The following is a 20,592-nucleotide window of genomic DNA, read 5'->3' on the forward strand; positions in this document are numbered from 1 at the left end:
CAGTCTCGTAGCACGCACTTGTCAGCAGGGCAAGTGCGAGGTCAATCCGCACTGACGGAGTGCGAGATGGCTTGGAAGTTTGCAGTGCAGCATTGACAATGAGGCCAATGCACCAGATTGGTGCCTTCTTCTTGAATGCCTTGGCCCGGACAACACCGTTGCCCGGGCTTTTGTCCGTTTGCGCGACGCCAAAGCGCCAATCACACCATCTCGCAAGGGAGTTACTACATGGAGCGCAAGCCCAATATCACCCTGTCCTCCTTGGACCTGGATCGCATTGAATCGCTGCTGGAAAAAAGCAACGGCCAGTTTGCCGGCCGCGATGCACTGGAAGCGGAACTGGACCGTGCGGATGTACTCGATCCCGCCGAAATGCCCGCCAATGTGGTGACGATGAACTCCACGGTACGCTTCACCATTCTCGAGCTCGCCAAGAGCAGTACGCTGACGCTGGTCTACCCCAAGGACATGGATGGCAGTGCCGACAAGGTTTCCATCTTCGCGCCGGTGGGCATCGCATTGCTGGGCCTGTCCGTGGGTGACGAGTTCAAGATGCCCAGCCCCACCGGCCAGGTGACCGTACGCGTGGACGCCATCGAGTTTCAGCCCGAGAGCGCAGGCGAATTCCATCGCTGAACCAGCGCAGCCCATAAAAAAAGCAGCTCACCGGAGCTGCTTTTTTTGCGGCGCAACGGGTCAGCGCAAGCCCGCCACCATGGTGGTCAGCAGGCCCGCCCCGATCAGGCCCGCCTGCCAGCGCAGAGCCTGACTCCAGGAGGAGACATGGCGCTCCACCAGCTGATACAGGGCATAGCCCGCAGTCAGTGACAGCACAAAGGCAAACGGAATGCCCACTGCTGCAGCCGTGACCGAGCCATGCCAGAAATGGTTGACCACCGCATTGACCAGCAGGCAGATCGAAAAGTGGATCAGGAACACCGAATAGGAGATCTCGCCCAGGCGACGCAGCGGAGCCAGACCCTGCCAGCGGGCAATGGCCTCGGTACGCATGCACACGATCAGCAGCAGCGCGGTCGCACCGGCGAGGAAAATGCGGTCGCGCCATTCATAGGCCAGGGCACCGATGACCAGTGCCGCAATCAGCATGGCCCAGCTCCAGGCCGTCAGACGATTGTCGGCTGCCACTGCCCAGAAGGCCATCATGCCGACGCCGTAGGCGCCCATGAAATAAATCGCCCAGACATCAAGCTCCGCATCAAGATTGAAGCTCAGCAGCGAAGCTGCTGCCCCCAGCACCACCAGCGCCTGCATGCCGCTCACGGCCCAGGGCCACCAGCGCTTCATGGCCGTATCGCCCCAGCGCTTCAGCGCCCATTGCTGCAGCCAGCGCACACCGGCCAGCAGCAGCACGGTGCCGGCGAACAGCTGAAAATCGATGGACACGTACCAGACGCCAGCCGACAGCGACTCTTCGCCCACGATGCCCTGCAACAGCAGCGCATGGGCCATGAGCTGCCATAGATCGGGGTCGGCAGACACGGATTCGTGATCGAACCACGGACGAATCGCGGCAGACACCACAATCGTCACCACCAGCGCCACGGTATAAGGCACGACCAGCCGCACGAAGCGCTTGCCGATCTTGGACCAGGGCGAATCGAACCGCGCCAGGCCTTGCGGAGCCAGACTGGCGGCCGCCAGAAAGCCGCCGATCACCAGGAAGATCTGCACGGCCATGCGGGCATACTCATAGAGCCAGTCCAGCAGATCGGGCGCGACGGGGTGGGCCACATCGGACATCGGGCCGTAAAAAGCCAGGTGATGCCAGACGATGGCTGCACAAGCCAGCCCCTTGGTGCAGTCGATCAGGGCGCTGCGGGAATGAGAGGAAATAGAACTTTGAGCCATCTGATCACGATCGCATGCAGCCCAAGGGGCTGCTCAGCGACAGGGTGAATGTGCCCGGCAACAGGCAACGTAAAAAATCCGACTTAAAACAGGATGGCGATTTTGCGCTCATTCCCAACAATTTGCTGACAGCATTGCAAGTTTTACGAAACATATCTGCGCGAACCGCTCGCGGCCATGCCTGAAAACCGGGGCCATTGCAGTCCGGCTTGATTCCTCAGCCCCACTGAGAACCCCGGCAAAGGCACAATGGAGGCCATGACGCAAGCCAAACCACTGTCGGAGCTGAGCCGACAATTTGTTTCGCATTTCGGCGAGATGGGCAGCCGCTGGGGCATCAATCGCACCGTGGGGCAGATCTACGCCCTGCTGTTCATTTCGCCCGAACCGCTGAACGCAGACCAGATTGCCGACACGCTGGAATTCTCGCGCTCCAATGTGAGCATGGGGCTCAAGGAGCTGCAGGCCTGGCGTCTGGTTCAGCTGCGTCACCAGCCCGGCGACCGGCGCGAATACTTCCAGGCGCCCGAGGATGTCTGGGAAATCTTCAAGCGGCTGGCCGAGGAACGCCGTCGCCGTGAGATCGAGCCCACGCAGTCCATGCTGCGTGCCGCCATGATGGAAGAAGCCAGCACCGACGAGGAACGCTACGCCCAGCAGCGCATGCGTGACATGCACGAGCTCATCGACAAGCTGATGAGCTGGTTTGACGATGTGCAGCGTCTGTCCCCCGAGACCGCCATGCAGCTCATGGGCATGGGTTCCGCCGTGACGCGGCTGCTGGACCTGAAGGACAAGATCACCGGGCGAGGCAAGTCAGGCTCTGAGGCCTGACGCCAACGACTCAGGTGCTGGCCCTGGGCACCAGCCTGAAGCCCAGATCCACACTGGCCTGCCTGACGCTCTCGCCAGCGAGCAGTTGCAGCAGCATGCCTGCTGCTGTGCTGCCCACTTCATCCCTGGGCGTATGGATGGTGGTCAGCGGCGGCACCATCTGATCACTGCCTGGAAGGTCGTTGAACCCGGCGATCGCCACCTGCTGGGGCACTTTGACTCCCATGCGGTTGGCTTCCAGCAACGCGCCTTGTGCAATGTCGTCATTGCAGAAAAAGATGGCATCGACCGTGGTCTTGGCCTTGAGGAGCGTCTCGAACTGCCTTGCCCCCAGCGCCAGCGAAGAGCGTTCGGGGTTGAGAATTTCCAGGCTCGGATCGTACAGGCCTGCCTGCTGGAGCACCTGGCGGTAGCCCTGCAGGCGTTGCATGACACGCGCATCCAGCTGGGCTCCGCAAAAAGCGATGCGTCTGTATCCCCTGTCCAGAAGATGCCGGGTCATTTCAGCCCCTGCGGCGATCTGGGAGAAACCCACGCTGTAGCAATCGGGTCCCACGCCGGGTTCGCGCAGCTCCATGAGGTGTACGCGTGGAACGGGATTGGCGGCCAGCAGTTTCAGGGCCTCTTCGCTATGGTCGAAGCCGGTCAGCAGCAGACCCGCGGGCCGCATGGGCAGATAGGCCCGCAACAATTGCTCTTCCTCTGCGGAGTCGTAGTGGGTCACGCCGATCAGCATGTGGTAGCCGTGGGCAAACAATACCTTGTGCACCGCTTCCAGGACCTCCACGAACAAGGTGTTGGAGAGCATGGGCACCAGCACCAGCACCTGGGTACTTTTTTGCGAGGCCAGCGCGCGGGCCGCCAGATCGGGCACATAGCCCAGGGAAGTCGCGACCTCGCGCACCTTCTCGACCAGGGCCGGAGCCACCCTGCGCTCTCCGCGCAAAGCCCTGGAGACGGTCATCGGACTCACGCCCGCAGCCTGGGCCACATCGCTGAGCGTGACACGCCCGCTGGCACGAGATCGCCTCGACGAAGCGCTGTCTGCCGGTGTTTCACGCGGGGTACGGGTCTCGGGAGGCAAGGGAATCTCCTAGTCAGATGCCTGAGGTTTTTTGAGTATGATAGCGCTATCCAGACTTGAAATGAAGTCTGCAGAAGCAGCTTGATGGACGCACTGACTTGTCTTTGACCGAGGTCTGAAGCCAAACGCAGAAAGCCCCAGGCTGCTCATTTTTTAACCACTTCGGATAGCGCTATCCAAAAATGATTCAAAGCAAGATCCAGCCTCCGGGCACCATGACGGCACTCGTCGTCATGGGTGTTTCCGGCTGCGGAAAATCGAGCGCAGGAGAGGCCATCGCCCGACAACTGGGGTGGACCCTGGTGGAAGGAGACAGCTACCACTCGCCCCAGAGCGTGGCCAAGATGCAGGCCGGCATCGCCCTGACGGATGCCGACCGTGAAGGCTGGCTGGAGCGGCTGGCGCAGCGGCTGGCACAGGCAGACGCCGAGCACGGCCTGGTGCTGACCTGCTCGGCGCTCAAGCGCAAGTACCGCGACCGGTTGCGCAGCGCCCAGCAACTGGGCTTTGTGTTTCTCGATCTCGATTACGCCACGGCCCTGGAGCGCGTCCAGACCCGCCCCGGGCATTTCTTCTCGCCCGACCTGGTGGCCAATCAGTTCACGACGCTGGAAGACCCGCGTCAGGAGCCTGATGTGCTGACCGTCAGCGCCACCATGAACCTCGACGATATCGCGCTCGCGGCCCGGCAATGGGCAAGGCGCGAATCCCAAGCATAAAAACAGCAGGAGACAGCCAATGTCTGAAGATCGCAAAGAGGCACAGGGCCGCAAGCCATGGCTCAAGCGCCTGGCCGAAGGCCTGATGGTGCTGGCCCTGGCCGGCATGGTGATTGCCGTTTTCGTCAACGTGGTGCTGCGCTACGTTTTCCACACCAGCATCGTCTCCTATGAGGAGATCTCGCGCCTGCTGTTTGTGTGGCTGGTGGCCATCGGCGCCATCGTGGCTGCTTTTGAAGGCGCCCACCTGGGCTTCGACATGGTGACATCGCGGGTCGGCCCGGCCACCCGCAAAGTCCTGTTCTGGGTCTCGCAGCTGCTGATCGGCACCTGCATGGCCTTGCTGCTGTGGGGCTCCTGGGAGCAGGTCGTTGCCGGCTGGAGCAGCTACAGCACCGTGCTGGGCTATCCCCTGGCCCTGGGCGCAGCGGCGACGCTGGTGCTGGCCATAGGCATGTTGCTGGTGGTGGTGCGCGACATGTTGCGCGGCACCCCGACCGAGACTTCTGAAACCAGCGTGGAGTAAGGCGCCATGATCGTCACCCTGATTTTTCTCGCCGTGCTGATCGGCGGCATGGTGATCGGCATGCCGATTGCCCATGCACTGATACTCACCGGCGTCGCCCTGATGTGGCACCTGGACTTTTTCGACACCCAGCTGCTCGCCCAGAATCTGCAGGCCGGGTTCGACAATTTCCCGCTGCTGGCCGTGCCCTTCTTCATCCTCGCGGGTGAGCTGATGAATGCCGGCGGCCTGTCGCGCCGCATCATCGATCTGGCCCGCGCCTTTGTCGGCCATATTCCGGGCGGCCTGGGTTATGTGGCCATCGGTGCAGCCGTGCTGCTGGCCTCGATGAGCGGATCGGCCATTGCCGACACTGCCGCGCTGGCCACCATCCTGCTGCCGATGATGCGCGACCAGAAGTATCCCGACAGCTACAGCGCCGGCCTGCTGGCTTCGGGCGGCATCATCGCCCCCATCATTCCGCCGTCGATGCCGTTCGTGATCTACGGCGTCACCACCAACACCTCCATCAGCAAGCTGTTTCTTTCGGGCGTCGTTCCCGGCCTGTTCATGGGCGGCTTCCTGATTGCCGCCTGGTGGTTCATCGCACGCAAATACCAGCTGACCTCGGGTGAGCGCGTGAGCTGGGGCCTGCGCCTGAAGGCACTGGCCAAGAGTTTCTGGGCCATGATGATGCCGGTCATCATTCTGGGCGGCCTCAAGGGCGGCGTGTTCACGCCGACCGAAGCTGCCGTGGTGGCTGCGGTCTACGCACTGTTTGTCTCGATGGTGGTCTACAGGGAGATGAGCTGGAGCCGGCTCTACGAAGTCTTCCTGGGCGCCTCCAAGACCACCGCGGTGGTGATGTTCCTCTGCGGCGCAGCCACCGTGACCGCCTACATGATCACGCTCGCCGACCTGCCCAATATGCTGGCCGACAGCTTCTCCGGCCTGCTGGACCAGCCCTTGCTCTTCATGGCCGTGATGATGCTCTTCCTGCTCGTGGTCGGCACCGCCATGGACCTGACGCCCACCATCCTGATCTTCGGCCCGGTCTGTGCGCCGCTGGCCGTCAAGGCCGGCATCGACCCCGTGTACTTCGGCTTCATGTTCATTTATGTGGGCTGTATCGGCCTCATCACCCCTCCGGTGGGCACGGTGCAGAACGTGGTGGCCGGCGTGGGCAGGCTGCGCATGGAAACCGTGATCAAGGGCACCAATCCCTTCCTGATGGTCTATGTGCTGCTGGCCATCCTGTTCGTGCTCTTCCCGCAACTGGTCACCGCGCCGCTGAAGTGGATGCATTGAAGGGCCGACCATGACGATCTCGGAAACTCTCACATCAACCGCTGTCAGCGCCCGCGACATGCGCGCTGCAGGCCAAATTCACTTCAACCAAAGGGCCCAGGCCCAATCAAGCAAGGAGACGGGTATGCGTATCAAATTTGCAGTCGCAGGGATTACGGCCATGTTGCTGGCCGCCGGCGCCGTTCAGGCGCAGGACTTCAAACCCCGCCTGGTGCGGTTCGGCTACGGCCTGGTGGAAGACTCCAACCAGGGCCGTGCGGTGCGCATGTTCGCCAAGGAGGTGGAGAAGGCCAGCGGCGGCAAGATGAAGGTGCGCGCCATCGGCAACGCTTCCCTGGGCTCGGACACGCAGATGCAGCAGGCACTGATCGGTGGAGCCCAGGAAATGATGGTCGGCTCGACCGCCACGCTGGTGGGTCTGTCCCCCGAAATGGCGATCTGGGACACCCCTTTCCTGTTTGCCAACACCAAGGAGGCCGATGCCGTGCTGGACGGCCCCGTGGGAGAGAAGGTCAAGGCCACTCTGGAGCCCAAGGGCATGGTGGGCCTGGTCTATTGGGAAAACGGCTTTCGCAATCTGACCAACAACAAGCGCCCCATCACCAAGCTGGAAGACCTGCAGGACGTGAAGCTGCGCGTGATGCAGAACAATGTCTTCCTGGACAGCTTCAAGACCCTGGGTGCGAATGCCGTTCCCCTGCCCTTCTCCGAGCTGTTCACGGCCCTGGAAACCAAGGCCGTGGATGGTCAGGAAAACCCCTTCAACACGGTGCTGTCGAGCAAGTTCTATGAAGTGCAGAAGTACCTGACGGTCTCCAACCATGTCTACAGCCCCTGGATCGTGACGGTCAGCAAGAAGTGGTGGGACACGCTGAGTCCTGCCGAGAAGAAGGTGCTGCAGGACGCTGCGATCAAGAGCCGTGAATTCGAGCGCAAGGACACGCGCGAAGAGGCCGCCAAGGCGCTGGCCGAGATCAAGGCCAAGGGCATGCAGGTCAACGAACTGCCAGCCGCCGAAGCGGGCCGCATGCGCGACAAGCTCGGCGCTGTCAATGCCGGTATTGCCAAGTCCGTGGGCCAAGGCACCTGGGACTCTGTCCAGAGCGCAGTCAAGCAAGCCCGCGCCAAATAAGCCCTAACCACGCAGCCATGCCCCGGGCATGGCTGCACCCCATTCAAGAAGATGCCTGCGTTCGCCGCACAGGCATTGCTGCCCAAGGACTTTCATCATGGCACTTCACCCCGTTCTGGACCAGGTGACGCAGCGCATCCGGGAGCGCAGCCGCGCCAGCCGCTCCGACTATCTGGCACAGGTCGATGCCATGGCCGCGCGCCCGCCGCAGGTACGCACCATGGGCTGCGCCAATGTGGCCCATGCCTTTGCAGCCCTTCCGGGCACGGACAAGATTCGCATCATCGAGGAAAAAGGGCCGAATGTCGGAATCGTCACGGCTTACAACGATGTGCTCTCCGCCCATGCGCCGTTTGCGCACTACCCCGATATTCTGAAGGACGAGGCCCGGCGCAACGGAGCCACGGCCCAGGTGGCCGGCGGCGTGCCCGCCATGTGCGACGGCGTGACCCAGGGCATGCCGGGCATGGAGCTGAGTCTGTTCAGTCGCGACGCGATTGCCATGTCCGCCGCCGTGGCGCTTACGCATGACACTTTCGATGCGGCCCTGATGCTGGGCGTCTGCGACAAGATCGTGCCCGGACTGCTGATCGGAGCCCTGCATTTCGGCCATCTGCCCATGGTGTTCGTGCCTGCCGGCCCCATGACTTCGGGCCTGTCCAACAGCGACAAGGCCAAGGTGCGCGAGCAGGCGGCGCAGGGTCTGGTCGGCCGGCAGGAGCTGCTGGCGGCAGAAAATGCCGCCTACCACGACCAGGGCACCTGCACCTTCTATGGCACGGCCAACAGCAATCAGATGCTGCTGGAAGCCATGGGTCTGCATGTCCCCGGAACGGCCTTCATCAACCCCGCCGATGCAGAGCGCGAACTGCTGACACGAGAAGCCATGCGCACCGTGCTGTCCATCACCCGGGGCCGGCGCTTTGCCCCCATCGGGCATGTCGTGGACGAGCGCTGCATCGTCAATGCCATGGTGGCCCTTCTGGCCACCGGCGGCTCCACCAACCACCTGATCCACTGGGTCGCGGTGGCCCGAGCAGCCGGCATCGTCATCGACTGGAATGATTTCGAGCAATTGTCGGCAGTGGTGCCCCTGCTGGCCCGCGTCTACCCCAACGGCAGTGCGGACGTGAATCAGTTCCAGGCCGCAGGCGGTCCCGGCTACGTGATCGCCCAGCTGCTGCGGGCCGGGCTCATGCATGGCGATGTGCTCACGGTGAGGCCCGAGGGGCTGGCCGCCTTCGGGCGCATCCCCCATGTCGAGAACCGTCAGTTGCAGTGGCGGGATGCCGACACGTCCGGCGACGAGACCGTGCTGCGCCCTGCCAGCCGCCCCTTCAGTCCCACCGGCGGCTTGAGGCTGCTCCAAGGCAACCTCGGCCGCAGCGTCATCAAGATCAGCGCCGTACCGGAAGATCGCCATGCACTGCGCGCGCCCGCATGGGTCTTTGATTCGCAGGACGAACTCCAGGCAGCCTTCAAGTCCGGCGCGCTGGAACAGGCCTGCCAGACCAACGGCTTCCACGGCATCGTCTGCGTGGTGCGCTGGCAGGGCCCCCAGGCCAATGGCATGCCCGAGCTGCACAAGCTGACCCCTCCGCTGGCCGTTCTGCAAGGCAAGGGCTATCTCGTGGCCCTGGTCACCGACGGCCGCATGAGCGGCGCATCGGGCAAGGTTCCGGCCGCCATCCATGTCAGCCCCGAAGCGCTGGCCGGTGGCCCGCTGGCCAAGGTGCGAAGCGGCGACATCATCGTGCTCGATGCCCCCGCCGGTCTGCTGCAGGCCGAGCTGACCGATGCCGAATGGGAAGCCAGACCGCTGGCCACCATGCCGACCGAGCTGCAGCAAGCCAATCACCGCGGCCTGGGTCGTGAACTGTTTGCCGGATTCCGGCGCAATGCGCTGAGCGCAGAAGAAGGAGCTTGCACATGGCTGCTCAAATGACCGCCCTGTCCATCATGCAGGATGCACCGGTGATTCCGGTCATCGTGCTGCACCGCACGGAACATGCTGTGCCCATGGCCAGGGCGCTGCTGGCCGGCGGGATCCGGGTTCTGGAAGTCACGCTGCGCACGCCTCAGGGCCTGGCCTGCATCGAAGCCATCGCCAAACAGCTGCCCGAGGCCATCGTCGGTGCGGGCACCGTGCGCAATGCGGCCGATGCTGCGGCGGCCACCCGGGCCGGCGCAAGGTTTGCCGTCAGCCCCGGCTACACCAGCAAGCTGGGCCAGGCCTGCCGCGATCTGGACCTGCCGCTGCTGCCCGGCGTCGCAACCAGCAGCGAAATCATGATGGCTCAGGAAGACGGTTTTACCGAGCTCAAGTTTTTCCCCGCCGTGCAGTCGGGCGGTATCCAGATGCTGAAGGCCTGGCAAGGGCCGTTCGCAGAGCTGCGCTTCTGCCCCACGGGCGGCATCTCGCCCGCCAATGCGGCGGAGTTTCTGGCGTTGTCCAATGTGGTCTGCGTGGGCGGCTCCTGGCTGGTCCCGGCCAGCGCCCTGGAGGCCGGCAACTGGTCGCTCATCACCGAGCTGGCCCAGGCCACGCAGGCGTTGAGAAGCTCCCGCACGGCCTGACCAGAACAAGGCCTGATCCATGAAAAAGCCCGGTCAGCGCAAGCCGACCGGGCTTTTCCACATCTTGGCGGCTCAGGCGTCCGGCAGCGACTTGGTCCTGGCCAGCAGCCTGCGACGTGTCGCCTCGTCATCCATCAGCTCGAACCACATCGCATTGAGCACGGCAAAGGCGGCTGCCAGCGGCAGTCCCAGCAACCAGGCGAAATACCACATAAGTTTCCTTTCATTCGGCCCATGCAGGGCATGGGCCGGCAATCTTCAGATCCCCCGGCCGCGCCACGGCGGCCGGGGAGCGTTCACCTCAATACGAGTGGCCCTGGCCGGTCACGATGGCCTTGACGTCGACCTTGCCGCGCAGCACCGAGTACACCCAGCTGGTATAGGCCAGGATCAAGGGCAGGAAGATCAGCACGCAGACCAGCATGATGAAGAGCACCACATGGCTGGAGGAGGAGTCCCAGACCGTCAGGCTGAAGCGCGGATCGATGCTGGAGGGCAGGATCATGGGGAACATGGCCGCACCCACGGTCAGGATGATGCCGGCAATCGCCAGGCCGCTGGCCAGCAACGCCAGCCATTCGCGGCGGCTGCGCAGGCCGAGGGCCACGATCAGCGGCATGAGCAGGCCGATGCCGGGCACCAGCCAGAGCACGGGATAGGACTTGAAGTTGGCCATCCATGCTCCGGCAGCCACGGCGGCCGTCTTGGTCATGGGGTTGGAGGGGCCTGCAGGGTTGATCTCGCTGGTGATCACATAGCCGTTGATGCCCGAAGCCAGCCACAGGCCCGCACCCGCAAACAGCAAGGTCGTCAGCACGGCAAACAGGCTGCCGTACCTGGCCGCGCGATTGGCGACATCGCCATCGGTCTTGAACATCAGCCAGGCCGCGCCGTGCATGAGCAGCATGGACAGCGAGACCAGACCGCACAGCAAGGCGAACGGCGTCAACAGGCCGAAGAACGTGCCGTCGTAGTAAATGCGCATATCGTCGCCCAGGCGGAATGGCACGCCGAGAATCACATTGCCCACGGCCACGCCGAACAGCAGTGCAGGCACCAGGCCCGTGATGCACAGTACCCAGTCCCAGCGGTTGCGCCAGGCTGCATCTTCATGTTTGCTGCGGAACTTGAACGCCACGGGACGCAGGATCAGCGGCACCAGCACGGCAAACATGGCCAGGTAAAAGCCCGAGAAGGACACGGCGTACAGCTGGGGCCAGGCCGCAAAGATGGCGCCGCCGCCCAGAATCAGCCACACCTGATTGCCTTCCCACACGGGGCCGACGGAGTTGATGGCCGTGCGGCGCTCGACATCGGTCTTGGCCGTGGCACGCAACAGGCCCATGGCGCCGAGGTCAAAGCCGTCGGTGACGGCAAAGCCCACCAGCAGCACGCCGAGCAGCAGCCACCAGATGAGGCGCAGCACGTCATATGAAATCAGTTCATGCAAGATCATTTGGTTGCTCCTCTCAGCTTTGGCCGCGCGCCAGCTTCTTGATCATGGGTTCGTAGAGGCTGAGGTGAGGTTCGCTCTCATGCTCGGGGCCCTTCTTGATGGCCTTGACCATCAGCTTGAGCTCGATCACCAGCAGCACGGTATAGATCAGCACAAAGCCGGCAATGGTCAGCAGCAGCGTCTTCGCGCCCAGATTGGATACCGCCATGGCCGTGGGCAGCACGCCTTCGATGATCCAGGGCTGGCGACCCAGCTCGGCCACCACCCAGCCGCATTCGGCGGCAATCCAGGGCAGCGGGATCGACAGCACGGCGACCTTGAGCAGCCAGGGGTAGGCATCCAGCCTGTGGCGGGCAGCCAGCCAGAAGAAGGTACCGGTCAGCACGATGAAGAACATGCCCAGGGCCACCATGATGCGGAAGGTCCAGAACAGCGGCCCCACGGGCGGCACGGTATCCATGGCCGCCTGATGGATCTGCGCATCGCTCGCCTTGCGGGGGTCATCCACATAGCGCATCAGCAGCAGGGCGTAGCCCAGGTTCGCGCCATTGTTCTCGAAGCGCAGGCGTGCCTCCGCAGGAATCTCGGCATCGGTCTTGGCCTTGCGGATGGTCTGCAGCGCGTCGTAGGCATCGATACCGTTGCGGATATTGCCTTCGGCGTTCTTGACCAATTCGTTGATGCCGGGAATCGGGGTGTCCAGAGAACGCGTGCCGATCAGACCCATGACCCATGGAATGTGCACGGCAAAATGGGTCTCGCGCGCCTCGCGGTCGGGGAAACCAAAGGCCGTGAAGGAAGCCGGTGCCGGTTCGGTCTCCCACATGGCTTCGATCGACGCCAGCTTCATCTTCTGGTGTTCCGACGACAGATAGCCCGATTCGTCACCCAGCACCACCACCGACAGCGACGCGGCCAGGCCAAAGGATGCAGCCACCGTCATCGAGCGCTTGGCCAGATGGATGTGACGGCCCTTGAGGAGATACCAGGCCGAAATGCCCAGCACGAACAGCGAGGCCATGACATAGCCGGCCGACACCGTGTGCACGAACTTGGCCTGCGCCACGGGATTGGTGAGCACCGCAAAGAAGTCATTCACCTCCATGCGCATGGTCTGAGGGTTGAAGCTCGCCCCCACGGGGTTCTGCATCCATCCATTGGCGACCAGAATCCACAGCGCCGAGAAGTTGGTGCCGATGGCCATCAGGCAGGTGACGATCAGGTGCTTGACCTTGGAGAGTCGATCCCAGCCAAAGAAGAACAGGCCGACAAAGGTTGCCTCCAGGAAGAAGGCCATCAAACCCTCGATCGCCAGTGGCGCACCGAAGATGTCACCCACATAGTGGCTGTAGTAGCTCCAGTTCATGCCGAACTGAAACTCCATCACCACACCGGTGGCCACCCCCATGGCGAAGTTGATGCCGAACAATACGCCCCAGAACTTGGTCATGTCGCGCCAGATGGCACGGCCGGTCATCACATACACCGTCTCCATAATGGCGACGAGTATGGACAGGCCCAGTGTCAGCGGCACGAACAGAAAGTGGTAGAGCGCCGTTATCGCAAACTGCAGTCGCGATAAATCGACGATATCGAGGTCCATGGTCAGGTCCTTTCTCTCGGTACTTCAAAAATCAATCGGAAAAACACACGCCCTGTGGTGCGGCAGTACCCAAGACATCGGGTCTCAGCCTCGCCATCAGGCGCTCGAACTCAGGTGTGCCGCGCAGGGCCTGCGCTTTCACCTGCCCTGCCTGCAAATACACGATGCGGTCGGCGAGGCGTGCCTCGCGCTGCCAATGCGTGGCAAAAATCAGCGTTCGCGCGCCGCTATCGGCAGCCTGTGCCAGGCGGCGCAACACGTCGGCGGCCGTGGCGGCATCCAGTCCCTCGCTGACTTCGTCGAGCAGCCAGCACGAATCCGGGCTCAGCATCAGCCTAGCCAGTGCCAGCCTGCGCGACTGCCCACCGGACAGTCCCAGGCCACCCTCACCCAGCATGGTGTCCAGCCCCTGTGGCAGGGCCATGACGTCGCTTGCGAGACCTGCAGCCTGCAGGGCATCCCACAGTTGCGCATCGTCGGCCTCGGCATCGGCAAGCCTCAGGTTGTCGCGCAGACTGTCCTGGAAAAGCTCGGTTCTCTGCGTCATCCAGCTGCAACTGCGGGCCTGAACCACGCCTTCGTCCGGCAACTGCTCACCCGCCATCAGATGCAGCAGACTGGTCTTGCCGGCACCGCTGCTGCCAATCAGCGCCACGCGCTCGCCCTGGCGCACATCCAGATCGACAGGACCCGTTTGACGAAGCCGTACAGACCGCAGGCTGACGGCCCAGCTCGACAGGGACGGCTGCGAGCTCTGTGCCGCTTCGGCCTGGTCCATGAGTGCGGGAATCAGCCTGCGCAGCGCCAGCCAGGTCCGCCCGGCCTGCTCTGCCCCTCTGCGCAGGGCGGCAAAGGGCTCCATCGCGGACAGCGCGAGCAAGATCCCCAGCGCGGCCACCGGTGCATTGATGCGGCCCTGCTCCATCAGCCAGGCCATCAGCAGCACGGATGCGCTCAAGGTCACGGCAGACACCGCACCGTAGGCCTTGGCGGCAGCCGCCTCACATCGATACAGCCGCTCATCGGCCCGGGCACAGCGCACATCGCTGTGCAGCACCTGCTGTACCTGCGCCGGCAATCGGCCAGCCATCAGCAGCTCGGTCTGACCGGCCACCAGATCCACGGTCTGCGCACGCATGGCCTCCAGTGCCATGGCACGGCGCACGGCAGCCTTGCGGCTGCGCAAACCATGCCACAGGGCAATGCCCCAGCCAGCCAGCAGCAGCCACGCCAAGGTCAACAGGCCCAGCCACCATCGCATCATTCCGTAGGCCAGAGCGGCCAGCAAGGCCGCGCCCAGCGCCGCGACAGCAGGCACCAGCAGGCGCAGATAAAGATTGTCCAGCGCATCCACATCGGACGTCAGACGCTGCAACAGCCGAGCGGGGCGCTGCAGCAGCAGACGGGCGGCCTGAGGACGGGCCCAGGCCACAAACAGTCTCTGGCGCAGCGCAGCCAGCACGGCCAGCGTGGCATCGTGCGTCACCAGGCGCTCGGCATAGCGGGCACCGGTGCGGCCCACGGCCAGAAGGCGGATGCCGGCCGAGGGCATGAACACATCGAACACCAGAGCCGTGGCCGGCACCAGACCGGCCAGCGCCGTTGCCGTGATGAACCAGCCGGACAGGCCCAGCAAGGCCATGCCCATCAGCACCGTGAGTGCCGCCAGGGCGGCACCGCCCAGCCAGAGCTTGCGCGGCGCCATGCGGCCCAGCAGCTGCAGCATTTCGCGCATTGAAATGGCCCGCATCTTCATGACTGCGGCTCCTGCGCCCGTTGCAGCTGCGGCAGCTCGATCACGCGGTCCATGGCGGCGGCCAGTTGCGCGTCGTGCGTGGCGACCAGCATGGTGCGCCCCCTGGCCAGATGCCGCAGCGACTGCGTGATCTGGGCTGCTGTCTCGGGGTCCAGGTGCGCAGTAGGCTCGTCCACCAGCAGCAGGCCGGCCTCCGTCTGAGCGGCCATGCGCGCCAGGGCCAGCCGCACCACCTCGCCTCCGGAAAGACCTGCGCCCCCCTCACCCAGGCTCGTGCCGGGGCGGTGCGCCAGGGCTTCACCCAGTGCCGCCCGCTGCGTGGCCAGGGCAATCTGTTCGGGCCCTACGGAGTTGCGCCCCAGCGCGATATTGCGCACGACCGAACCGGCAAAGACATGAGGCAGTTGACCCAGCCAGGCCATGCGCCGTCGCAGCTGCGTTGCGCTGCGGGCATCGAGTACCTGTCGATCGAGTTCGATGCGGCCTTGCTGTACCGGCAAAAGGCCGGCAATCTGCGCCAGCAATACGGACTTGCCGCTGCCGCTGGGACTCCACAGCGCCACATGTTCGCCAGCCTGTATGTGCAAAGTCAGCGGTGCGAGGCTGGAGTCGCTGCCTGGTGCCTGAACCTCGAGCCCGCAGACGCTTACGGATACAGGATTTCCATGCGATAGCCGCTGATTGACCGAAGATGCTTCGGCAGCATGCTGCGCGCCGACGATCTGCACCGACTGAGCCTGCATGGCTTGCAAGGTCTGCAGCGACGCCTGGCCTGCGGCTCTGTCATGCCAGACAGCCGAAAGGTCGCGCAAAGGTTCGAAAAAAGCCGGCGCCAGCAGCAGCACGAACATGGCCTGACCCAGGCCGAGCTTGTCGCCCCAGGCACCGAAGTTCAGCGTACCCAGCAGATGAAAGCCGATGTAGACGGCCACCATGGCCACGCCCAGCGCCGAGAAAAGCTCCAGCACCGCAGAAGACAGGAACGCAATGCGCAGCACGCGCATGGTGCGGGCGCGCAGATCTTCGGCATGGTCACGCAGACGCTGGGCTGTCAGATCCACGGCATGCAGGGCGCGCAGCGTGCTCAGACCGCGCAGACGGTCCAGCAGGAAGGCATTCATGTGACCCAGCTGCAGCATCTGCTCTTCTGCGGCCGCTTTGGCACGCCAGCCCACGATCGCCATGAAGAGCGGAATCAGCGGTGCGGCCGCGGTCAGGATCAGAGCCGCCACCCATGACTGCCAGGCCACGGCCGCCAGAATCACCAAAGGCAGCAGCCGCACACGCCACATTGCGCTCTGATAGCGCGCCAGCCAGGGAACGATGGCCTCGGCCTGCTCGACCATGGCACTGGCGGCCTGGCCCGAGGCAGGGCGGCTCTTGTCCAGCGGCGATGTGCGGGCCAGCGACTGCACCACCAGGGCACGCAGGCGGCTCAGCTGCATACGCGCGGCCCGGTTGGCCAGCAGGCCGCCATGACCTTCTGCCCAGGCCCGCAACAGACCCAGCAACAGCATGCCCGCCGCCATGGGCCAGACAGCCGCCACGCCCTGCCCGTTGGCCATGAGCTGCACCGCCCAGGCCAGCAAGGCAGCCTGTGGCAGCCAGAGCAATCCGGCCAAGACCTGCCACACCGCGCCCGCACCGGGACGACGGACGACGTTCGCCAGCACCGCATGCATCGCATCGGTCTGATGGTCGGTGGAGGAAGAGGGTGCTTGCTGCATTTCTTAATTTTCAGTATTTACTGAAATTAACGGAATACTACTCTTCTTTTGACAATCATCATGACTTGATCTGCAAAAGCCAATTGCAGGACCAGGCCTACATTGACCTCCATCAACTCCGCAGCGATTTCCAAAGGGTTTACCCTTGATTCAGTCGCACTTGAGCAACATCAAACAAGCAGATCCATGAAAAACGGCGTCCGAAGACGCCGTTGGAACGGGGAAATTGCGAATCCGCCTCAGGCAGCCAGCAAGCTGGCCCGGGCTTGGGCATATTCACGCTTGAGCCTGGCCACCAACTCGGCCGTGGGCAGCACCTTGTCGATGGCGCCGATGCCCTGGCCGCAGCCCCAGATGTCCTTCCAGGCTTTTTGCGCACCGCCGCCAAAATTCATCTTGCTGGGGTCGGACTCGGGCAGGTTGTCCGGATCCAGACCGGCCGCACGAATCGAGGGCGCCAGATAATTTCCGTGCACTCCGGTGAACAGATTGCTGTAGACCACATCGTCGGAGTTGCCCTCCACGATCGCCTGCTTGTAGGCTTGCACGGCACGCGCCTCGTCCGTGGCGATGAAGGCCGAGCCGATGTAGGCAAAGTCCGCCCCCATCGCCTGGGCTGCGAGAACCGCCCCCCCTGTGGCAATCGAGCCCGACAGCGCCAGCGGGCCGTCAAACCATTGGCGAATTTCCTGCACCAGGGCAAACGGGCTCTTCACACCCGCATGGCCGCCTGCGCCAGCGGCCACGGCAATCAGGCCATCCGCACCTTTTTCAATGGCCTTGCGCGCGAACTTGTTGTTGATGATGTCGTGCAGCACCACGCCCCCCCAGCCATGCACCGCCTGGTTCACGTCCTCGCGTGCCCCCAGGCTGGTGATGATGATGGGCACCTTGTACTTGGCGCAGACCTGCATGTCGTGCTCGAGCCGGTCGTTGCTCTTGTGCACGATCTGGTTGATGGCAAATGGTGCCGAAGGGCGGTCGGGATGGGCCTTGTCCCAGGCGGCCAAAGTCTCGGTGATCTCGGCCAGCCAGTCCTCCAGCTGCTCGGCGGGACGGGCGTTGAGCGAAGGCATGGAGCCGACGATGCCGGCCTTGCACTGCTCGATGACAAGCTTGGGATTGCTGATGATGAAAAGCGGCGAGCCGATGACAGGCAAAGCCAGCTTTTTAAGAACGGGTGGCAGCTTGGACATAGTTGTCTCCTTCTTCGTTTTGTATGTAAAAGGGCTGTAGCGCTTGCTCTATATACGTTGACAGCTCTTATTTCAGAAGCAGCTCGATGAACGATCCACTATTTGCACTCCTGTGCCGACAGCGGCCTCGTCCGACTGGCCGATGGCCAGTTTCGCCTGCCATTACGCCACCTCCTGTCCCCTGGGCAACAGTTTCTGCATCTGTTTTGCACGGCGGATCATCGTGATGGAAGTGGCTGCAAAAAAGGCCTGAACGCGATGCGTGTCAGGCCTTGGTTTCTTACTGCGTCACTCGTCCTGCGGCGTTGACGATGGACAGGTCCACATATTTGGAACCCACTTGCCCGGGCTTGAAGTTCACCCAGTAGCCGCCCAGGTCAAAAGACTCCAGTCCGCGCAGGGCGGCGCTCATCTTTTCAGGCGTTACCGGCTGGCTGCGGCGCATGGCCTCCACGATGACCTTGGCATTCACATAGCCTTCCATCATGGCAAAGCTCACCGGCACGTCCAGCGACTTGCCGGCAGCAATCGTCGCATCGCGGAACTCCTTGTTGAGCTTGCCCGAGACCTTGTAAGGGCTGGGTACCACCTGGGCGATCGACAGGCCACTCATGTACTCCACAGGCAGGCGCTTGGCCAGCTGTTCGATGTCCGCCTCGGCCGTGGCATAGATCTGGGCCGTGCCGCCCTCCATGCGATAGGCTTCGACAAATGCCGCCGTGGCCGGACTGGAAGCCACCAGCAAGATGGCCTGGGGCGAAGCCTTGGACGCCTGCAGCTCCTGCACCGCCTTGTCCGACCCGCTTCGGCTCTTGACCATGGCCGACGTCACCAGCTTGGCTCCACTGGGGTTCACGGCCTTGGTGACCAGGGCCGTCAGCTCCTGGGCATCGGGGCGCTCCTCAAACACCAGGGCCAGGCGCGTGATGCCGACAGTGGCCAGGTGGGTGGAAATCTTTGCAACCTGTTCGACAAGTCCTGCGCGCGTGGAGAACATCAGGGGCGACGCCAGAACGCGGGTGTCGGTGCTCTGGTAGCCCACCAGCGGAATCTGCGAACCATCCAGAGACTTGCTCTCCAGCAAGGCCGAGAGATTGCGGTTGCCGAAATAGCCGGCCAGCACCACGGGCTTGGACTCGCTCAGCAACTTGCGCGTCTTGGCCACGGTCTCTTCGGGATGTCCCAGATCATCAAGCGCGGCCAGTTCCACAGGCTGGCCCTGCACGCCACCGGCCTTGTTGACCTGGTCGAAGTACAGACGCATGCCTTGCGCATAGGCCCGCCCCTGGCTGGCTTCAGCTCCCGACATCGGGGCCACCTGCCCCACCGTCCAGGCCTGCGCCACCAAAGCGCCCCCCGCACACAACGCGGCCAAACCGGCGCGCGCCAACACCCAATGCTTGCGATTCATCAGAGTCTCCCTCTCCATCAATGCAGTGGGTCTGAAATGCCCATGCAGCTGCCGAATTATTGTTGATGACCCGGTCTGGGCGAGCCAGACGCTCATGGAAAAAGAGGGGCTTGAAGCCCCTCTTTTGATGTGCGCCAAATTACAGCGCCTTGACCAGCTCGGGCACGGCGGTGAACAGATCGGCTTCCAGACCGTAGTCGGCCACCGAGAAGATCGGCGCCTCGGGGTCCTTGTTGATCGCCACGATCACCTTCGAGTCCTTCATGCCCGCCAGATGCTGGATCGCTCCCGAGATGCCGCAGGCAATATACAGCTGCGGCGCCACGATCTTGCCCGTCTGGCCCACCTGCAGGTCGTTGGGGGCGTAGCCCGCATCGACAGCAGCGCGCGAGGCACCGATGGCCGCTCCCAGCTTGTCGGCCAGCGGCGACATGACTTCCTGGAACTTCTCGGCCGAGCCCAGCGCGCGACCGCCGGAGACGATGATCTTGGCCGCCGTCAGCTCGGGACGTTCGCTCTTGGTCACTTCGCGACCCACAAAGCGGCTCTTGCCACTGTCGGCCACCGCCGCCACGGTTTCCACCGCCGCCGAGCCGCCTGTGGCAGCCGCTGCGTCAAAGCCCGTGGTACGCACGGTGATGACCTTGACGGCATCGGCGGACTGCACGGTGGCGATGGCGTTGCCCGCGTAGATCGGACGCTCGAAGGTGTCGGCGGAGTCGACCTTGGTGATGTCGCTGATCTGGGCCACGTCCAGCTTGGCGGCCACGCGGGGTGCCACGTTCTTGCCCGACGCGGTCGAGGGGAACAGGATGTGGCTGTAGTGGCCGGCACCACTGCCCACAATCGCCAGCACCTGGGCCGCCACGTTCTCGGCCAGGCCGTCCTTGAGGCTGGCACCATCGGCGTGGATGACCTTGGAGACACCGGCAATCTGGGCCGCAGCGGCGGCCGCAGCAGCTGCGCCTTCGCCGGCCACCAGCACATGCACATCACCGCCGCAGGCCTTGGCGGCCGTCACGGTGTTCAGGGTCGCGGTCTTGATCGACGCGTTGTCGTGTTCTGCAATAACGAGAGAAGTCATATTCAACCTCTAAATTTCTTTACGTTCTGGCGAAGTCCCAGAGAGGACATCAGCCCTTGGCAGCAGCGCAGCCTGGCGAGGGACGGCCAGCAAGGGCCGCCCCGCAGCCAAGGCCGTCGTCCCCCTTTGGGGGGAAGGCGCCGCAGGCGACTCAGGGGGCCTTAGATAACCTTCGCTTCGTTCTTCAGCTTGTCGACCAGCGCAGCCACGTCGGCCACCTTGACGCCAGCGCCGCGCTTGGCAGGCTCGGAGACCTTCACGGTCTTCAGGCGAGGCGTCACGTCCACGCCCAGGTCTTCGGGCTTGAAGGTGTCCAGCTGCTTTTTCTTGG

18 protein-coding genes and 1 pseudogene are annotated in these 20,592 nt (G+C 63.5%); 8 read left to right on the plus strand and 11 right to left on the minus strand.

From position 1 onward, the window contains the following. Positions 1 to 228 precede the first annotated feature (228 nt). Positions 229 to 636 (plus strand): nucleoside diphosphate kinase regulator, encoded by a 408-nt coding sequence (rnk, locus tag E2583_RS17750; RefSeq protein ID WP_291597534.1) that lies wholly within the window; start codon positions 229 to 231, stop codon positions 634 to 636. Between the two features lie 60 nt (positions 637 to 696). Here the strand turns inward: rnk and E2583_RS17755 are convergent, their stop codons facing one another. Beyond that, the gene (locus E2583_RS17755; protein WP_291597535.1) at positions 697 to 1,869 is read right to left on the minus strand and encodes an acyltransferase; all 1,173 of its coding nucleotides are present in this window, start codon (positions 1,867 to 1,869) and stop codon (positions 697 to 699) included. Positions 1,870 to 2,118: 249 nt separating this feature from the next. Between E2583_RS17755 and E2583_RS17760 the strand changes: the two genes are divergently transcribed. Then, a complete protein-coding gene (locus E2583_RS17760; protein WP_003053080.1) occupies positions 2,119 to 2,703 on the plus strand; it encodes a GbsR/MarR family transcriptional regulator in 585 nt (194 codons plus the stop codon). A gap of 10 nt (positions 2,704 to 2,713) precedes the next feature. Here the strand turns inward: E2583_RS17760 and E2583_RS17765 are convergent, their stop codons facing one another. Next, positions 2,714 to 3,787, minus strand: coding sequence for a LacI family DNA-binding transcriptional regulator (locus E2583_RS17765; RefSeq protein ID WP_291597536.1), 1,074 nt, complete (start codon positions 3,785 to 3,787; stop codon positions 2,714 to 2,716). A 182-nt stretch (positions 3,788 to 3,969) separates the two neighbouring features. Here E2583_RS17765 and E2583_RS17770 point away from each other — a divergent pair, with 182 nt between their 5' ends. The 6 genes from E2583_RS17770 to eda all read left to right on the plus strand — a co-directional run bounded on the left by E2583_RS17770 (position 3,970) and on the right by eda (position 10,028). Then, the gene (locus E2583_RS17770) at positions 3,970 to 4,506 is read left to right on the plus strand and encodes a gluconokinase (RefSeq protein WP_291597537.1); all 537 of its coding nucleotides are present in this window, start codon (positions 3,970 to 3,972) and stop codon (positions 4,504 to 4,506) included. Between the two features lie 19 nt (positions 4,507 to 4,525). Beyond that, positions 4,526 to 5,032, plus strand: coding sequence for a TRAP transporter small permease (locus E2583_RS17775; RefSeq protein ID WP_003053072.1), 507 nt, complete (start codon positions 4,526 to 4,528; stop codon positions 5,030 to 5,032). Between the two features lie 6 nt (positions 5,033 to 5,038). Next, positions 5,039 to 6,319 carry a TRAP transporter large permease subunit gene (locus E2583_RS17780; protein ID WP_291597538.1) on the plus strand — a complete coding sequence of 427 codons (1,281 nt, stop codon included), beginning with the start codon at positions 5,039 to 5,041 and terminating at the stop codon, positions 6,317 to 6,319. A 124-nt stretch (positions 6,320 to 6,443) separates the two neighbouring features. Then, on the plus strand, positions 6,444 to 7,451 hold the full coding sequence (locus tag E2583_RS17785; protein WP_291597539.1) for a TRAP transporter substrate-binding protein: 1,008 nt from the start codon (positions 6,444 to 6,446) through the stop codon (positions 7,449 to 7,451). A gap of 97 nt (positions 7,452 to 7,548) precedes the next feature. Further along, complete coding sequence (edd, locus tag E2583_RS17790; protein WP_291597540.1) at positions 7,549 to 9,396, plus strand: phosphogluconate dehydratase; 1,848 nt, start codon at positions 7,549 to 7,551, stop codon at positions 9,394 to 9,396. Then, positions 9,381 to 10,028, plus strand: a complete 648-nt coding sequence (gene eda, locus E2583_RS17795) for a bifunctional 4-hydroxy-2-oxoglutarate aldolase/2-dehydro-3-deoxy-phosphogluconate aldolase (protein ID WP_291597541.1) — start codon at positions 9,381 to 9,383, stop codon at positions 10,026 to 10,028. The genes edd and eda overlap by 16 nt, the downstream gene beginning before the upstream one ends. 72 nt (positions 10,029 to 10,100) lie before the next feature. Here the strand turns inward: eda and cydX are convergent, their stop codons facing one another. From cydX to E2583_RS17840, 9 genes and pseudogenes are all read right to left on the minus strand, one after another. Beyond that, a complete protein-coding gene (gene cydX / locus E2583_RS17800) occupies positions 10,101 to 10,241 on the minus strand; it encodes a cytochrome bd-I oxidase subunit CydX (RefSeq protein ID WP_291597542.1) in 141 nt (46 codons plus the stop codon). Between the two features lie 88 nt (positions 10,242 to 10,329). Further along, entirely contained in the window at positions 10,330 to 11,484 is a 1,155-nt protein-coding gene (cydB, locus tag E2583_RS17805; protein ID WP_291597543.1) for a cytochrome d ubiquinol oxidase subunit II, read from the minus strand. 13 nt (positions 11,485 to 11,497) lie between these two features. Further along, the gene (locus E2583_RS17810) at positions 11,498 to 13,087 is read right to left on the minus strand and encodes a cytochrome ubiquinol oxidase subunit I (protein ID WP_291597544.1); all 1,590 of its coding nucleotides are present in this window, start codon (positions 13,085 to 13,087) and stop codon (positions 11,498 to 11,500) included. A gap of 31 nt (positions 13,088 to 13,118) precedes the next feature. Beyond that, on the minus strand, positions 13,119 to 14,843 hold the full coding sequence (locus E2583_RS17815; protein ID WP_291597545.1) for an amino acid ABC transporter ATP-binding/permease protein: 1,725 nt from the start codon (positions 14,841 to 14,843) through the stop codon (positions 13,119 to 13,121). Next, complete coding sequence (gene cydD, locus E2583_RS17820) at positions 14,840 to 16,570, minus strand: thiol reductant ABC exporter subunit CydD (RefSeq protein WP_291597546.1); 1,731 nt, start codon at positions 16,568 to 16,570, stop codon at positions 14,840 to 14,842. Before cydD ends, E2583_RS17815 begins: the two co-directional genes overlap by 4 nt. Positions 16,571 to 16,809: 239 nt before the next feature. After that, positions 16,810 to 17,766, minus strand: coding sequence for a nitronate monooxygenase family protein (locus E2583_RS17825; RefSeq protein ID WP_291597547.1), 957 nt, complete (start codon positions 17,764 to 17,766; stop codon positions 16,810 to 16,812). A gap of 280 nt (positions 17,767 to 18,046) precedes the next feature. Further along, a complete protein-coding gene (locus E2583_RS17830) occupies positions 18,047 to 19,177 on the minus strand; it encodes an ABC transporter substrate-binding protein (RefSeq protein ID WP_291597548.1) in 1,131 nt (376 codons plus the stop codon). 139 nt (positions 19,178 to 19,316) lie between these two features. Then, a complete protein-coding gene (locus E2583_RS17835) occupies positions 19,317 to 20,261 on the minus strand; it encodes an FAD-binding protein (protein ID WP_291597549.1) in 945 nt (314 codons plus the stop codon). Positions 20,262 to 20,422: 161 nt separating this feature from the next. Further along, positions 20,423 to 20,592 (minus strand): annotated as a pseudogene (locus E2583_RS17840) (electron transfer flavoprotein subunit beta/FixA family protein); the annotation flags it as partial.

It is taken from the genome of Comamonas sp., from assembly GCF_009360615.1.
In the GTDB taxonomy this organism is placed as follows: domain Bacteria; phylum Pseudomonadota; class Gammaproteobacteria; order Burkholderiales; family Burkholderiaceae_C; genus Comamonas.

Coding starts and splice junctions, on each gene's coding strand:
- rnk (WP_291597534.1), top strand. CDS start 229: ATGGAGCGCAAGCCCAATATCACCCTGTCCTCCTTGGACCTGGATCGC.
- E2583_RS17755 (WP_291597535.1), bottom strand. CDS start 1,869: ATGGCTCAAAGTTCTATTTCCTCTCATTCCCGCAGCGCCCTGATCGAC.
- E2583_RS17760 (WP_003053080.1), top strand. CDS start 2,119: ATGGAGGCCATGACGCAAGCCAAACCACTGTCGGAGCTGAGCCGACAA.
- E2583_RS17770 (WP_291597537.1), top strand. CDS start 3,970: ATGATTCAAAGCAAGATCCAGCCTCCGGGCACCATGACGGCACTCGTC.
- E2583_RS17775 (WP_003053072.1), top strand. CDS start 4,526: ATGTCTGAAGATCGCAAAGAGGCACAGGGCCGCAAGCCATGGCTCAAG.
- E2583_RS17780 (WP_291597538.1), top strand. CDS start 5,039: ATGATCGTCACCCTGATTTTTCTCGCCGTGCTGATCGGCGGCATGGTG.
- E2583_RS17785 (WP_291597539.1), top strand. CDS start 6,444: ATGCGTATCAAATTTGCAGTCGCAGGGATTACGGCCATGTTGCTGGCC.
- edd (WP_291597540.1), top strand. CDS start 7,549: ATGGCACTTCACCCCGTTCTGGACCAGGTGACGCAGCGCATCCGGGAG.
- eda (WP_291597541.1), top strand. CDS start 9,381: ATGGCTGCTCAAATGACCGCCCTGTCCATCATGCAGGATGCACCGGTG.
- cydX (WP_291597542.1), bottom strand. CDS start 10,241: ATGTGGTATTTCGCCTGGTTGCTGGGACTGCCGCTGGCAGCCGCCTTT.
- cydB (WP_291597543.1), bottom strand. CDS start 11,484: ATGATCTTGCATGAACTGATTTCATATGACGTGCTGCGCCTCATCTGG.
- E2583_RS17810 (WP_291597544.1), bottom strand. CDS start 13,087: ATGGACCTCGATATCGTCGATTTATCGCGACTGCAGTTTGCGATAACG.
- E2583_RS17815 (WP_291597545.1), bottom strand. CDS start 14,843: ATGAAGATGCGGGCCATTTCAATGCGCGAAATGCTGCAGCTGCTGGGC.
- cydD (WP_291597546.1), bottom strand. CDS start 16,570: ATGCAGCAAGCACCCTCTTCCTCCACCGACCATCAGACCGATGCGATG.
- E2583_RS17825 (WP_291597547.1), bottom strand. CDS start 17,766: ATGTCCAAGCTGCCACCCGTTCTTAAAAAGCTGGCTTTGCCTGTCATC.
- E2583_RS17830 (WP_291597548.1), bottom strand. CDS start 19,177: ATGAATCGCAAGCATTGGGTGTTGGCGCGCGCCGGTTTGGCCGCGTTG.
- E2583_RS17835 (WP_291597549.1), bottom strand. CDS start 20,261: ATGACTTCTCTCGTTATTGCAGAACACGACAACGCGTCGATCAAGACC.